The following is a 13,974-nucleotide window of genomic DNA, read 5'->3' as shown; positions in this document are numbered from 1 at the left end:
TCAGCTGTTCGCGGCCTGCTGGACGACGTGGCTGTCGGCGGCCTGGATCAGGTGCGTGAGCTTGCCGTCGCCGACCGTCCACAGGTGGATGAAGCGGGCGTCCGACTCCTCGCCGGACTTGGCCACGGCGTGGTAGTGGCCACGGACGAACACGTGCTCACCGGCGTCGTAGAAGTCCTCGGCCACCGCGCCGAAGGAGGTGAAGCGCGGCGCGAGGCGGCCGAAGAAGTCGCCGCCGGCGCTGGCCCAGGTCTTGTAGACGCCGCCGTAGGGGAAGCCGGGGGTGATGTCCCAGACGATCTCGGGGTCGATGACCTCGGCGACCACGTCCGGGGCCATACCGGAGTCGTAGAGACGGCGGACGAGAGCGAGGTTCGGGGAGTCGGACATGGTGCTGCTCCTTTACGGGTCAGGCTGCGGGTGAGGTTCGCGGGTTCAGGCGGCGAGGGCGGCGCGGCCGGCGCGGAAGAAGGCGGTCTGCTGCGCGACGCGGGCGCCGAGGCCCTCGGCGGTGGCGATGTCCGACTTGTGGACGGCCTCCGGACCAGCATCGGTCGGAGTCTGGGCACCCGCACCGACGAAGTAGCCCAGACGGTTGATGTCGTCCTCGCTGCCCCCGGTGGAGGCCCAGCCCGGCTGGACGCCGAGGCTGACCCAGTGCATGCCGTGCTGGGCGGCCATGGTGAAGAAGTAGCCCAGGGTGGAGGACTTGTCGCCGTTCTTGGCACCGGAGTTGGTGAAACCGGCGGCGATCTTGTCGACCCAGGTCTGGGTGAACCAGCGCTTGCTGCTCGCCTCGGCGAAGGCGTGGAAGGCGGCGGAGGCGGTGCCCATGTAGGTGGGGGCACCGAAGATGATGGCGTCGGCGGCGTCCAGCTGCGCCCACTGCTCGTCGGTGATCGTGTCCACGGGGATGGAGATCACCTCGGCACCGGCTTCCGCGGCACCGCGCGCCACGGCCTCGGCTATGACGGCGGTGTGGCCGTAGCCGGAATGGAAAGCGACGGCGACCGTGGGGCGGGAGGTGGAGGACATGGGGGTATTGCTCCTCGAAAAGGATCCCGAAAGGGATTGCGTGAATCGTTCCCTGGAAGCATGGCACGGAATTCAACAGCGAAGGTAGGAAGGATTCGTCCCTGGCTTTACGACGGGAATCACCTGCCGATTTTACGAATTCATGGCGGGAGCCGCCGCCCAGCAGGAAAGGAAACGCAGACCCTCGTATGCGCGCGAGCCGGGTTCGGCGCTCCAGACGATCAGCTGCTGATCGGGGTCGGCCACGCAGGTGAGGGCGTCCCAGGCGAGCGAGAGCCGACCGGCGACCGGGTGGTCGAACACCTTGGAGCCGCCGGTCCGGGGCACCACCGGGTGGCCTCCCCACCACTGACGGAACTGGTCGTCCTGCACCGACAGCTCACCGACGAGCTCGGCCAGCCTCCGGTCGCCGGGGCAGACTGCGGCCTGGTGCCGCAGCACGGCCACGGCGTTGCGGGCGGAGTCCTCCCAGTCGGCGTACAGCGTTCTCATGGCCGGGGCGGCGAAGAGCTGCCGGACGTAGTTGCGCTGCTGCTGGGGGACCTTCGCGAAATCGGTGCCGAACAGGGCGGCGGCCATCGGGTTCCAGGCCAGGATGTCCAGATGCCGGCCGAGGATCACGCCGGGGGCCACGCTGAGCTCGTTCAGCACGGTGCGCAGCCGGGGGTGCGCCTTCTGGGGGGCTCGCCGCCGCGCGGGTCCGGCTTCCTTTCCGGCCAGCTCGAACAGGTGGTCCCGCTGGTCGTCACTGAGGTGCAGGACCCGGACGAGCTCGGCCAGCACGGACGCGGAGGGGGCTGTACGGCCCTGCTCCAAGCGGGTGTAATAGTCGGTGCTGATGGCGGCCAGCACGGCCACCTCGTCCCGGCGCAGCCCGGCCACGCGTCGCCGCCGGTCGGTTTCGGGCAGCCCGACCGTACGGGGGCTGAGCTCGGCCCGACGGGCCTTCAGGAATTGACCCAGCTCCTTACGGTGCGCGCTGCTGTTCATACTGGCCAGTGTGCGCCGTCCGCCACTCGGCTGGGTAGGACGGTTTTATCCCTGGATACCTCTCTCCTGGGGTGGAATTCTCCTCCGTACGGGTCCTGCGGGCGGTGACAGAGTCGGCGACAATTGTTTTTCACAGGCCGTCGGCGCTTCTGTACACCTTTTTGACCGTCGTCGACGAATCCGGCACGTCCGGGTGACACCGCTGCCCGAGCAACGCATCAGGAGAAGAGACATGCGCGCAACCGTGATCCACGCCCCCGGTGACATCCGGGTGGAGGACGCCCCCGAGCCCAAGATCCTCAATCCGACGGACGCGATCATCCGCACCGTCGCCACCTGCGTCTGCGGCTCGGACCTGTGGCCGTACCGCGGCCTGGAACCGGTCGGCGACCCACACCCGATGGGCCACGAGTACGTCGGCATCGTCGAGGAAGTCGGCAGCGAGGTCGGCAACGTCAAGCCGGGCCAGTTCGTGGTCGGCTCCTTCGCCACCTCCGACAACACCTGCGCGAACTGCCAGAAGGGCTGGCAGTCCTCCTGTCTGAACCGCGAGTTCATGGGCACCTGCCAGGCCGAGTACGTGCGCATCCCCAACGCCCACGGCACCCTGGTCGCCACCGACGAGCACCCCTCCGGTGACTTGGTGCCGAGCCTGCTGGCCGTGTCCGACGTGATGGGCACCGGCTGGTACGCGGCCCTCGCCGCCGAGGTCAAGCCGGGCTCGACAGCCGTCGTGGTCGGTGACGGAGCCGTCGGCCTGTGCGGTGTCATCGCCGCCAAGGAGCTCGGCGCGGAGCGGATCATCGCCATGTCCCGGCACGAGTCCCGGCAGAAGCTCGCCCTGGAGTTCGGCGCCACCGACATCGTCAGCGAGCGCGGCGAGGAAGGCATCGCCCGCATCAAGGACCTCACCGGCGGCATCGGCGCCGACTCCGTCCTGGAGTGCGTCGGCACCTCCCAGTCCATGAGCCAGGCCCTGCACTCCACGCGCCCGGGCGGCAACGTCGGCTTCGTCGGCGTCCCGCACGAGGTGGCCGTCGACGGCCAGGAGCTGTTCTTCTCCCAGGTCGGCCTGCGCGGCGGCCCGGCGCCCGTGCGCCGCTTCCTGCCCGACCTGATCGACCGCGTGCTGTCCGGCCACATCAACCCGGGCAAGGTCTTCGACCTCACCCTCCCCCTGGAGCAGGTCGCCGAGGGCTACAAGGCGATGGACGAGCGCCGCGCCATCAAGGCCCTCCTCACGCCCTGACCCGGTCGCCTCGTGGGCGTGAGCTGCGCCGGCCGCGCTCACGCCCACGAGGGCACACCCCGCCGCACGGTCGTAAAGGAGCAAGCCCATGACGGCCTTGACGAACGACGAACTGACCCGGATCGAGTCCGCCGAGGAACTTCAGATGGCCCCCTTGCGCAGCGACGGAACGCCGCGCACACCCGTGCCGATCTGGGTCGTCCGCGACGGAGACGACCTCTACGTACGCTCCTTCCGCGGCAGCGCCGGCGCCTGGTACCGGGCGGCCCGGGCCAGCCACGAGGGCCGTATCCGCTCCGGCGGCGTCGACAAGGACGTCACCCTCGTGGAGGTCACCGACCCCGGCGTCAACGACCGCATCGACGCCGCCTACCGCACCAAGTACGGCCGCTACGGCGCGAGTTACATCGACCCGATGGTGGCCTCGCGGGACACGACCCTGAAGCTCGCACCCCGCTGAACAGCGGCAATCTCACCCCTCCAGGAGAAGCACCTTGCTCGGTCTCGAACTCGTCGTGGTCCTGGGCGTGGCCGTGCTGGTGGGCAACGTCGTGGGACAGCGCCTGGGCATAGCCCCGCCCGTCGTCCTGCTCGTGACGGGTGTGCTCCTGGGGTTCATCCCGGCGGTGCGGGAGGCGCAACTGCCCCCGGAGGTCGTGCTGTTGCTCTTCCTGCCGGTACTGCTGTACTGGGAGAGCCTGACCACGTCCCTGCGCGAGATCCGCACCAACCTGCGCGGCATCCTGCAGCTGAGCACCGTGCTCGTCATCCTCACCGCCTGGGCCGTCGCCGCGACAGGGCACGCCCTCGGGCTGCCCTGGGGGCCGGCCTGGGTGCTCGGCGCGGCCATGGCACCCACCGACGCGACCGCGGTCGGCGTCCTCGCCCGCGCCCTGCCGCGCCGCCAGGTCACCATCCTGCGCGCCGAGAGCCTGATCAACGACGGCACGGCCCTGGTCGTCTACGGCCTCGCCGTCGGCATCACGGTCGGCGAGGAACACCTGAGCATGCCGCACGTCGGCGGGCTGTTCCTGCTCGCGTACGGCGGTGGAGCCCTGGTCGGGGTGGTGGTCGCGTGGGTCAACATGAACCTGCGGCGGCGGCTGAAGGACCCCCTGCTGGGCAACCTCGTCATGATCCTGGCGCCGTTCACCGCGTATCTGCTGGCCGAACTGGTCGAGGCGTCCGGCGTCCTGGCGGTGGTCGTCAGCGGCCTGATCATGTCCCAGGTCGCCCCGCGCATCATCCAGGCCGAACACCGCACACAGGCACTGGCGTTCTGGCCGCTGGCCACCTTCCTCATCAACGGGGCGCTGTTCGTCCTGGTCGGGGTGGAACTCCAGTACGCGGTCCGCGACCTGGGCCGCGCCGATCTCCAGGACGCGCTGATCGCGGTCGGTGTCATCTGCGTGGTGCTCGTCGCCGTGCGCTTCGCGTTCCTGTACGCCTCCACCTACCTGGTCCGCGCGCTCGACCGCCGCCCCCAGCAACGCACGCTCCGGGTCGGTCACCGAACCCGTGTCGTCAACGGGCTGGCCGGCTTCCGGGGCGCGGTCTCGCTCGCGATGGTGCTCTCGGTGCCGCAGACCCTCGACTCGGGCGAGCCGTTCCCCGACCGCAGCTTCATCGTCTTCGTCACCTCCGGCGTCATCCTAGTGACCCTGGTGGTGCAGGGACTGCTGCTGCCGGTGGCGGTGCGCTGGGCGCAGCTGCCACCCGACACGTCGGTCGACGAGGAACACGACCTCGCCGAGACCACCGCCATCGAAGAGGCGATCAAGGCAATGCCCGAGCTCGCCGCCGGCCTGCGGAGCGATCCGAAGATCACCGAGTGGCTGCGGCAGGAGTACGAGGCCCACCTGGCGTCCCTCCAGGCCAGGAGCGCGGGCGCCCATGACGACCCCGCCGTGCTCCAGCACCAGGACTACCTCGCGCTGCGCCTGGCCCTCATCGCCAACAAACGCTCCACCGTGGTCAGGCTCCGCGACGAGCGCCAGATCGACGACACCGTACTGCGCCGCCTGCAGGCCGCCCTCGACAGCGAAGAGGTGCGCCTGGCCGGGGGCGCGGCGGTCGAATGACTCATCCCTGAGGAAGGACTTTCCATGAAGGCCATAGGACTGACTGAATTCGGCGGGCCCGAGGTGCTGCGGGTCCTGGACCTTCCGGTCCCCCAGGCCCGGCCGGGCGAGATCCGGATCCGTGTACACGCGGCAACGGTCAACCCCGTCGACACGCTGGTGCGCCGCGGAATCGCCTTCGTCTCCGACGCCGAACCGCCCTACGTGCCCGGGATGGACGCGGCCGGCGTGGTCGAGCAGATCGGCGAGGGAGTCGACACCGATCTCACTGTCGGCGACCGCGTCATGGCCGTCGCGGTCGTCTCCGGAATGCACGGGGCATACGCCGAACACCTGGTCGTCCCCGCCGAGTCGGTGGTCCGCGTACCGGCGGGTGCGACCGACGTCGAGGCCGCCACCCTGCCGATGAACGGGCTCACCGCCCGGATGGCGCTGGACCTGCTGGAACTTCCCGTAGGCGCCACTGTGGCGGTCACCGGAGCGGCCGGCGCGGTCGGTGGCCTAGCCGTCCAGCTGGCCAAGGCCGACGGGTACCGGGTGATCGCCGACGCGGCGGCCAAGGACGAGCAGTTGGTGAAGGAACTCGGCGCGGACGTCGTATTGCCGCGCGGCGCCGAATTTCCGGACCTGGTACGCAAGGAGGTGCCCGAGGGTGTCGACGGACTCGTCGACACCGCGGGCATCGCCGCTCAGGCCGTCCGCGCCGTGCGCGACCGCGGCCGGGTGGCCTCGTCGGTCGGCGGCACCCAGGTGCCCGCCGAACGCGGCATCGAGACCCGGTTCACGTTCGTGCCGCAGTACGCACGTGAGCACGCCAAGCTCGACCGCCTGCGCGAACTGGCGGAGAAGGGCAGCCTCACCCCTCGGGTAGCGCGGACGCTGCCGGCCGAACAGGCCGTCGAAGCACACCGGTTGCTGGAGGCGGGCGGCCGCCGGGGGCGCACGGTCCTCGCCTTCTGAGCAGACCCCAGCGCAGAAGGTGCCGCTCACCTCAGACCTTCTTCGGCTTCTTCGGGGGTTTCGCCGTGCTGCCGCGCACGGTGAGTGTGGTGGCGATCTCCACGCCGATCTGTGCCGGCCTCTCGCCGCGGCCGAGAGAGAGCGCGAGTTCCGTGGCGGCCGCCGCCATCTCCGTCAGCGGTTGGTGAACCGTCGTCAGCGGCGGGTCCACCCAGGCCACGACGGGCAGGTCGTCGAAGCCCACGACGCTGAGGTCATCGGGAATGGTGAGCCCCAGTTCGCGGGCCGCCTGGTAGACGCCCAGTGCCTGTAGGTCGTTCGCGGCGAAGACGGCGGTGGGCCGGTCGCTCCGCGTCAGCAGTTCACGCGCGGCTTCGCCGCCGCCTTCCCTGGTCAGCGGTGCACTGACCACCAGGCCGGGGTCGGCGGGCAGGCCCGCTGCCTCCAGGGCGGATGTGTAGCCGGCCTGTCGCGCACGGAAGCAGGAGACGTCCCGGGGGCCGCCGATCATCGCGATGCGGCGGTGCCCGAGCTCGATCAGGTGCCGGGTCGCCGACTGACCACCGCGCCAGTTGGTGGCGCCGACGAAGGGCACGTCGTCGGGGGGCTCCTCCGTCGGGTCGAAGACGACGAACGGGATGCCCTTGGCGCTGAGTTGCTCGCGTTCCTCGTCGGACAGCTGGGCCACGGACAGCACGCAGTGCGGTCGGCGGCCCACCATGTCCTTCACGGTCCGGGTGGGCGCGTCGTGCAACCCGAACTCCGAGACCATCACGCCCACCCGGTTCCTGCTGGCCACTCGCTCGACGCCACGGATGATCTCGACCGCCCAGAGGCTCTTCAGTTCGCGGAACACCAGCTCCATGGTGGTGTTCCGGCTGCCCGGCGGCTTCTTGTAGCCGTAACGGTTGATCAGTTCCTCGACGCGGGCACGGGTGCCGCTGGAGACGCCCGACCTGCCGTTGAGCACCTTCGAGACGGTGGGGATGGAGACTCCGGCCGTCTCGGCGATGTACGCGATGGTGACCGGTCCCCGCGGTTCGTCCGGGAGGCCCTGCGTGTGTTCCGCCGACACGTCCGCCCCGTTGTCCGCCACGCTCGCCCACCCTCGCTGCCACAGCACTTCATGTTGTCGTTGATCCCCGGCTCATTGTGGCACTTCAGGCAGGCGAGCGACGGCCTCGTGTGCTTCCCGTACTTGTTCCGTAGCGCTTTGTGTTTCGCGGTCGACCCGGCCGCGGACAGCGGGTCAGGTGCTGGATCCGGTCACCGTGCCGCCGGAGCGGGTGACGTGGTACGTCACGGTGGTGCCGCTCCAGAAGTGGAAGGTGAGGGTGACCGGCGCGCCGTCGGTGAGGCTGCCCAGAAAGGCGGCGGTGAGGTCGATCGCCCCGCCGGGGTAGTCCGGGGAGAACGTGGTGTTGAACTGCTGGTAGGAGGTCCAGGTGGCGGTGCCGGCGTTGGACCCGTCCGCGTACTTCGCCTCCATGGTGGCCAGTTGGTCACCCCGGAAGTCCGTGGGGATGACCAGGCCGCTGCTCGTGCCGGACGCGTTCGACAGCACGGGGGCGTCGTACGTGCGGATGTGGACGGGCCAGGGCAGGCCGTAGGAGAAACGGAACTGGATGGTCGAGTTCACCCCGTAGGCACGGTCCCCGGCGAGGCTGGTGAGAGCGGCGTCGGTGAGGGTGACCCGGTCGCCGGAGACGGTGTAGTCGCGGCCCTGGGTGAGCTTCCGGTTGCCCTGCCACACACCGCGGAAGGAGGTTCCGTTCGGGTTCAGGGTGAGCGTCTGCGCGCCGATGGCACCCGACTTGGGCAGGTACACGGTGTCACTGGAGGCGGTCCCGGAACGCGTGGTCCAGGCGGACCTGATCCGGTTGATCAGCTCGAGGTCACGCCACTGCAGGGTCTCCCTGTTGAGGTAGTTGAAGGCGTCCCACAGCGCGGTGGTGACCCCGTTGACCCGGGCCTCGTAACCGAGTTGCTCGAAGTACTTGAACCCCTCGCCGCGCTCGATCATGGCCGGGTGGTTGAAGTCCGGGTAGTTGAGGAGACCGAACTCCCCCAGGTACACCGGGATGCCCTTGGCGACGAAGATGTCGTGCATGCCCGTGAAGGCCTGCGCCATGTCCTGCTGCGAGGTGGCGTCGTAGCGGGTGTAGCCGGCGATGTTGACGCTGAAGGGCCAGAAACCGTAGTAGTGCACGGTCGCGGCGATGTTGTCGTCGTTGAGGGAGGCCATCTCGGCGGCGAGGGCCTCCATCAGTGACTGGCTGGGCGTGCAGTACACCGTGGGCAGGAGCAGCAGCCTGTCCGTGTTGCCGCCGCCGGAAGCGCGGACGATGCGGTGGAACGAGGTGTTGAGCTCGTTCAGCAGCTCCTGCTTCTGGGCGTCGATGGCGTTGTTGAACTGCGGCTCGTTGACGCTCTCGAACAGCAGGAGGCGCGGCTCGTCCCTGAATTCCTCGGCGATCTGGGTCCAGGTGGCGTTGAACCGGGCCAGCACCCCGTCGTGGTCGGAGGGCATGTCGGCGATCCACGTCCACGAGTCGTGGTGGAGGTTGAGGTCCACGTAGAGGCCGTCGGCGATGGCCCAGTCGACGACCTGCTTGACCCGCTTCATGAAGGCGGGGTCGATGGTGTAGGGCGCCGTCGTCGACTGGTGGCTGCCCCAGGTGACGGGGAGCCGGACACTGCGGAAGCCCTGGGCCTTGACGGTGTCGAGCAGGGCCTTGGTGATCGGCGGGTTGCCCCAGGACGTCTCGTCCGGGATGGCGTCCAGGGTGTTGCCGAGGTTCCAGCTGGGCTGCATCGCCTTGACTACGGCCATGCGGTCGGAGGGCACGGCGGGCGCCTTGGTCGCTTGTGGGGCGGCGAAGGCTGCGCCGCCCCAGGCGAGTTGGGCCACCGCCACGAGTGCGAGAAACAGGCCGACGCAACGGCGGAGCGGTCTGGGGCTTCGGTGGCCGTTCTCATGCCCATGCCTCGTGAGGCGTTGTGTCCGGTGCATGGTGAGATCCCTTCTGTGCGGGTGGGTGGGTGTCTTAGAGCTGCGGTTCGGGACTCCTCGTCAGCGGGGGCTGGGGACGTAGTCGAACCAGTCGAAGTGCACGGCGCCGTCGGCGGCGTACAGCCCGACGACCCGGCCGGTGAAGCCTCCGGCGACCTCGGTCGAGAGGTAGCGGCCGTCCAGCGAGGCCACGTCCGTCCTCGTCCCGTCGGGTGTCTCGACGCCGAAGACCAGGGAGTCGGGGCCGGTGCGCGAGTCGTGGGGCTCGGGTGCCTTGCCGGTGCGCACGGTGAGCACGAAGGGGCCGGTGGGCAGCGCGAGTTCCGCTGCCACGGAGCGCAGCGACCCGATACGGGCGATCACCCGGACAGTTCCCTCGGACGTGGCCTCGATGGCGTAGTGGTGCCGCTCGTCCAGGCGGACGGCCAGGCCTCCGGTGCCTTCGGAGCAGTCGACGAGGGTCCGCGCCTCGAAGCCGAGGTGCTGCTGGCGCCGCCCGAGGAAGATGACGCCGGGCTCGTCCAGGGAGGTCCCGCGGGCGCGCAGGGTGAGATGGCTGGGGCGCTCCTTGGTGGAGTAGTGCTCGGCCGGACGGTCGTTCAGCGAGATCCAGGAGGGCCGCAGCTCGTTCGCGTCGAAGTCATCGCGCGCGTCCGGCGCCGGGGTCGGCACCAACGGCCAGGGCATCTGCGGGAGTTCGGGGTTGACCTCACCGACGACAGGCCAGCCGTCGACCCAGTCCACCGGAGCCAGGAAGGTCTCCCGGCCCAGGATGTGCCAGCCGGGGGTGCCGCCCTGCGGACGGACGCCCAGCAGCACCATCCACCAGGAGCCGTCCGTGGCCTGGACGAGATCGGCGTGACCGGTGTTCTGGATGGGCCGGTTGGTGCTGCGGTGGGTCAGGATCGGGTTGGCAGGGCAGGGCTCGAAGGGGCCGTTGGGAGAGGTGCCGCGGGCGATGGAGACACCGTGGCCGCGCTCGGTGCCGCCCTCGGCGATCATCAGGTACCAGTAGTCACCGATCCGGTACAGGTGCGGGGCCTCCGGGGCGGCGGCACCGGGGGTGCCGGACCACACCGGCTGCGGCTCGCCGAAGGTCTCGCCCGTGTTCGGGTCGATACGGACCTGGGCGACCCCGGAGATGGTGCACCAGCAGTTCCCTTCCTCGTCCCAGGCCAGGTCGGGGTCGATGCCGGGGACTCCGGGGAGACGGACCGGGTCGGTCCAGGGGCCGGCGGGGTCGGTCGCGCTGACCACCAGATTGCCCTCGCCCGGGGCGACATTGGTGACGATCAGCCAGAACCGCCCGTCGTGATGGCGCAGGGTGGGCGCGTAGAGACCGCCGGAGGAGGGGGTGTCCGGGGGCAGGCGGAGCTGGCTGGGCCGGTCCAGGGCGTTGCCTATCTGGGTCCAGTGCACCAGGTCCCGGCTGTGGAAGAGGGGGATGCCGGGGAAGTACTCGAAGCTCGAACAGGCGAGGTAGTAGTCCTCGCCGACACGGCAGACGCTGGGGTCGGGGTGGAAACCCGGGATCACCGGGTTGGTGGCGGATGCCGTCACGTTCTCGTCGTACACCTCGTCAGGTCCCTTCGGTTCTCGGTCTGTGGTTCGGTGGGTCTGCACGGGCAGGTCAGGGCGCGAAGGTCAGCGTGCGCAACCGCTGTTCGCCGGTGAGGACGATCTGCAGGTCGTGTACGCCCTCCAGTTGCTCGGCGAGAGGAGCGGTGACGGTGGTCCAGGCGTAGCGGTCGCCGGTGACGGGCACCTCCAGGGAGGCCAACCTGCGCTCTCCCACATGGAGTTCGAGCACGGCGGCGTCCCCCTCCCCCGTCCGGGACACCTCGACCGCGAGCCGGCCCGCGCCGCTCAGGTCCACCTGACGGAAGAGCAGCGTCGCGGTCTCGCCGGCCGGGGTCACCACGTCGCCGTCCTCGCGTGTGGCGTCGACCAGGGCGAGGTTCTCGTAGTCGTCGAAGTCGAGCGCGCGCAGCGGGCCTTCGAGCGGGCTGCGCGGACGCGGGGCGGGGCCGGTGACGGTCAGCTGCGCGGTCAGGGCGGGAGCCGCCGCCGAACGGGCGAGCACCAGTTCGTAGCGCCCGGGGTCCACGGTGAAGGCGCCCGTGGTCACGTCCCAGTGGCACAGCGCCTCGGCGACCGGCAGCCGGAACTCCAGCTCCGCCGTCTGGCCCGCCGCCAGGCGCGCCTTGCGGAAGGCGACGAGTTTCAGCCGCGGAGCCTGGTAGCGGGCGTCCAGGGCGCGGGCGTAGAGCTGCACGGTCTCCGTGCCCGCGCGCGGCCCGGCGTTGCGCAGCGAGACCCGGACCCTGATCTCGCCGTCTTGGCCCAACCCCTCCTGGTCCAGGGCGAGTTGGGTGTAGTCGAAGCGGGTGTACGACAGGCCGTGGCCGAAGGCATAGAGCGGGGCGGCGCGGTGGTACTGGTATGTCCAGCCCGCCTTGATGATGTCGTAGTCCAGTCGGCCGGGCAGCTCGTCGTCGCCGCGGTACCAGGTCTGCGGGAGGCGGCCGGCCGGGTCGGCCTCGCCGCGCAGTACGCGGGCCAGGGCCCGGCCGGTCTCCTGGCCGGCGTGCGAGATCCACAGCATCGCGGGCACGTGCTCGTCGGCCCAGTCCAGCGCGTAGGGGTAGCTGGACATGACGACCAGCACGGTGTCGTCGTGGACCGCGACGACCTCGCGCAGCAGCCGGTCCTGCTGGGGCGGCAGCCGCAGTCCGGCCCGGTCCGTGGTCTCCTTGCCGTTGATGTGCGGGTCGTTGCCGAGCACGACGACCACGGTGTCGGCGCTCCGCGCGGCCGCGACGGCCTCGGCGACGCCGTCGCGCACCACGGTCCGGGTGAACCGGACGACCTGCTCCGGGTTCTCGGCGGTCATGGTGAGGACGCCGGTGTCCGGATCGGCCTGGGCGTAGCGACTGTTGCAGATGTTGAAGAGCAACTCCGCTCCGTCCTCGGCGGGTTCGAGGCGGAAGGTTTCGTGGACCTCCCACTCACCGGGCTGGTCCCGGTCGGCGGCGACCTGCTGGTCCGCGTCGCGCAGTGAGGCGTAGCGGCCGGTGACGGCGGAGCGCAGGGTGAGCACACCCAAGTCCCAGTCGAAGAGGTCCCATTGGGCGGCGGGGTCGGTGTCCTGGGCGTCCGTCACGGCCAGCCGGCCTTCCGTGCCTACGGCGGTGAGGGCGCGGCCGTCGGCGGTGCGCAGCACGATCCGGTCGACGCCCTCGACGCCCTCGACGCCGAGCCCGTCGGCGACGGTGATCCGGTACGGGTGGCTTCCGCTGTACCAGTCCTCGAACAGGGTGCAGGCGAGCGGACCGACCACGGCCACGCGTCGGTCCGTGGCGAGTGGCAGCACTCCGGTGTTCTTGAGCAGGACGACCGACTCGGTGGCCGCGCGCAGCGCGAGCGCCTGATGGGCCGGGGAGTTGACGACGTCCCAGCCGATCCCCGCGTAGGGGTCCTCCTCGGGGTCGAACTCACCGAGCCGGAAGCGGATCGACAGCTGACGGCTCACGGCCCGGTCCACGTCGGCCATCGACAGCAGGCCGCGCTCCAGGGCGGCGCTGATCCGGCCGAAAGTGGTGGCGCTGTCCTCGAAGTGGTCGGTGAAGCTGTCGATGCCGGCCTTCAGCGCGGCGGCGTGCGACTCGGCGTGGTCGTCGAAGTAGTGCTCCGGGTCGACCAGGTTCGAGGGGGCGTCGGCGTCGCTGACGACGAAGAGTTCGTGGCCGGTGGGCTTCGCCCACTCCCGCAGCTGTTGCTTCAGGAGCGGACTGACGTGGCAGGGGCGGCCGTTGACGAGGTTGTAGGCCGCCATCACGCCGGTGGCCGCACCGGTGGCGATGGCGAGCCGGAAGGCGGCGAGGTCGTACTCGTGCAGGACCCGGGGCCGCAGGCCGGAGGAGGTGGTGCAGCGGTCGTCCTCGTTGTTGTAGGCGAGGAAGTGCTTGAGGACCGGCGCGGTGCGCAGGTGGTCCGGGTCGTCGCCGGACATGCCGCGGCAGAAGGCGGCGCCGAGCCGGGCGGAGATGAGGGCGTCCTCGGAGTAGCCCTCCTCGTTGCGGCCCCAGCGCGGGTCGCGCAGCAGGTTCACCACGGGGGCCCAGCCCTGGAGGCTGTTGCGGCCGGTACCGACGACCGGGGGGCGGTGGTGGTGGAAGGCACGCTGCTCGACGGAGACGGCCTCGGCGACCTCGTGGACCAGGTCCTCGTCCCAGGTCGCGCCCAGGCCGACGGCCTGCGGGAAGGTGGTGGCCTCGCCGAGCCACGCGACGCCGTGCAGGGTCTCGGTACCGGTGCGGAACTCGGCGACACCCAGGCGGGGAACGGCGGGCGCGTACTGGTGCAGCATCGCGACGCGTTCCTCCGGCGTGAGTCGGCAGAGCAGGTCTTCGACGCGTTCGGCCAGCGGGCGCCCCGGGTCGCGGAAGGGCAGCGTGGCGGAGACGGCAGCGGTACTCACAGGTGAGGTCCCTTGCGGAGTGCGACGACGGGGGTGGACGGCACCGTACGGCCGGGTCGCAGGGCCTCGATGCCGTGTTGAAGCGCTTCGACGCTGGCATGGGGCACTGAAGACGTCAAGAGAAAGTTTCCAAGAAACTTCAGTTTCTAAAAGAGCGATCCGGTTT

11 protein-coding genes are annotated in these 13,974 nt (G+C 70.2%); 4 read left to right on the top strand and 7 right to left on the bottom strand.

Annotated elements, in window-relative coordinates; all coding sequences use genetic code 11:
* From ACFY16_RS26365 to ACFY16_RS26355, 3 genes are all read right to left on the bottom strand, one after another.
* A complete protein-coding gene (locus tag ACFY16_RS26365; protein ID WP_390649655.1) occupies positions 1–390 on the bottom strand; it encodes a nuclear transport factor 2 family protein in 390 nt (129 codons plus the stop codon).
* A gap of 45 nt (positions 391–435) precedes the next feature.
* Entirely contained in the window at positions 436–1,035 is a 600-nt protein-coding gene (locus ACFY16_RS26360; protein WP_351836729.1) for a flavodoxin family protein, read from the bottom strand.
* 132 nt (positions 1,036–1,167) lie between these two features.
* Positions 1,168–2,025 (bottom strand): helix-turn-helix domain-containing protein, encoded by an 858-nt coding sequence (locus ACFY16_RS26355; protein WP_390649654.1) that lies wholly within the window; start codon positions 2,023–2,025, stop codon positions 1,168–1,170.
* Positions 2,026–2,257: 232 nt separating this feature from the next.
* On the opposite strand from ACFY16_RS26355, the gene ACFY16_RS26350 reads away from it, so the two are divergent.
* From ACFY16_RS26350 to ACFY16_RS26335, 4 genes are all read left to right on the top strand, one after another.
* Positions 2,258–3,274 carry a zinc-dependent alcohol dehydrogenase family protein gene (locus ACFY16_RS26350; RefSeq protein WP_390649653.1) on the top strand — a complete coding sequence of 339 codons (1,017 nt, stop codon included), beginning with the start codon at positions 2,258–2,260 and terminating at the stop codon, positions 3,272–3,274.
* Positions 3,275–3,362: 88 nt separating this feature from the next.
* Positions 3,363–3,734 carry a DUF2255 family protein gene (locus ACFY16_RS26345; RefSeq protein ID WP_390649652.1) on the top strand — a complete coding sequence of 124 codons (372 nt, stop codon included), beginning with the start codon at positions 3,363–3,365 and terminating at the stop codon, positions 3,732–3,734.
* A 34-nt stretch (positions 3,735–3,768) separates the two neighbouring features.
* Positions 3,769–5,355 carry a Na+/H+ antiporter gene (locus ACFY16_RS26340; protein ID WP_390649651.1) on the top strand — a complete coding sequence of 529 codons (1,587 nt, stop codon included), beginning with the start codon at positions 3,769–3,771 and terminating at the stop codon, positions 5,353–5,355.
* Positions 5,356–5,379: 24 nt separating this feature from the next.
* Positions 5,380–6,315: an NADP-dependent oxidoreductase gene (locus ACFY16_RS26335; RefSeq protein ID WP_390649650.1), complete on the top strand. Its 936-nt coding sequence runs from the start codon at positions 5,380–5,382 to the stop codon at positions 6,313–6,315.
* A 31-nt stretch (positions 6,316–6,346) separates the two neighbouring features.
* On the opposite strand, the gene ACFY16_RS26330 is transcribed toward ACFY16_RS26335, so the two are convergent.
* The 4 genes from ACFY16_RS26330 to ACFY16_RS26315 form a co-directional block, all read right to left on the bottom strand.
* On the bottom strand, positions 6,347–7,390 hold the full coding sequence (locus tag ACFY16_RS26330; protein WP_390649731.1) for a LacI family DNA-binding transcriptional regulator: 1,044 nt from the start codon (positions 7,388–7,390) through the stop codon (positions 6,347–6,349).
* 174 nt (positions 7,391–7,564) lie between these two features.
* On the bottom strand, positions 7,565–9,328 hold the full coding sequence (locus ACFY16_RS26325) for a cellulase family glycosylhydrolase (RefSeq protein ID WP_390649649.1): 1,764 nt from the start codon (positions 9,326–9,328) through the stop codon (positions 7,565–7,567).
* A gap of 60 nt (positions 9,329–9,388) precedes the next feature.
* The gene (locus tag ACFY16_RS26320) at positions 9,389–10,888 is read right to left on the bottom strand and encodes a glycoside hydrolase family 43 protein (RefSeq protein ID WP_390649648.1); all 1,500 of its coding nucleotides are present in this window, start codon (positions 10,886–10,888) and stop codon (positions 9,389–9,391) included.
* Between the two features lie 70 nt (positions 10,889–10,958).
* On the bottom strand, positions 10,959–13,808 hold the full coding sequence (locus ACFY16_RS26315) for a glycoside hydrolase family 3 C-terminal domain-containing protein (protein WP_390649647.1): 2,850 nt from the start codon (positions 13,806–13,808) through the stop codon (positions 10,959–10,961).
* Positions 13,809–13,974: the final 166 nt, after the last annotated feature.

Origin of the sequence: Streptomyces sp. NPDC001315 (assembly GCF_042896175.1) — a bacterium.
Taxonomy (GTDB): domain Bacteria; phylum Actinomycetota; class Actinomycetes; order Streptomycetales; family Streptomycetaceae; genus Streptomyces.
The sequence above is the reverse complement of the archived record's forward strand: the minus strand, read 5'-3'. Positions and strand labels throughout refer to the sequence as shown.

Bases quoted from the DNA above. Each gene is read 5' to 3' on its own strand.
- ACFY16_RS26365 (WP_390649655.1), bottom strand. From the start codon at position 390: ATGTCCGACTCCCCGAACCTCGCTCTCGTCCGCCGTCTCTACGACTCC.
- ACFY16_RS26360 (WP_351836729.1), bottom strand. From the start codon at position 1,035: ATGTCCTCCACCTCCCGCCCCACGGTCGCCGTCGCTTTCCATTCCGGC.
- ACFY16_RS26355 (WP_390649654.1), bottom strand. From the start codon at position 2,025: ATGAACAGCAGCGCGCACCGTAAGGAGCTGGGTCAATTCCTGAAGGCC.
- ACFY16_RS26350 (WP_390649653.1), top strand. From the start codon at position 2,258: ATGCGCGCAACCGTGATCCACGCCCCCGGTGACATCCGGGTGGAGGAC.
- ACFY16_RS26345 (WP_390649652.1), top strand. From the start codon at position 3,363: ATGACGGCCTTGACGAACGACGAACTGACCCGGATCGAGTCCGCCGAG.
- ACFY16_RS26335 (WP_390649650.1), top strand. From the start codon at position 5,380: ATGAAGGCCATAGGACTGACTGAATTCGGCGGGCCCGAGGTGCTGCGG.
- ACFY16_RS26325 (WP_390649649.1), bottom strand. From the start codon at position 9,328: ATGCACCGGACACAACGCCTCACGAGGCATGGGCATGAGAACGGCCAC.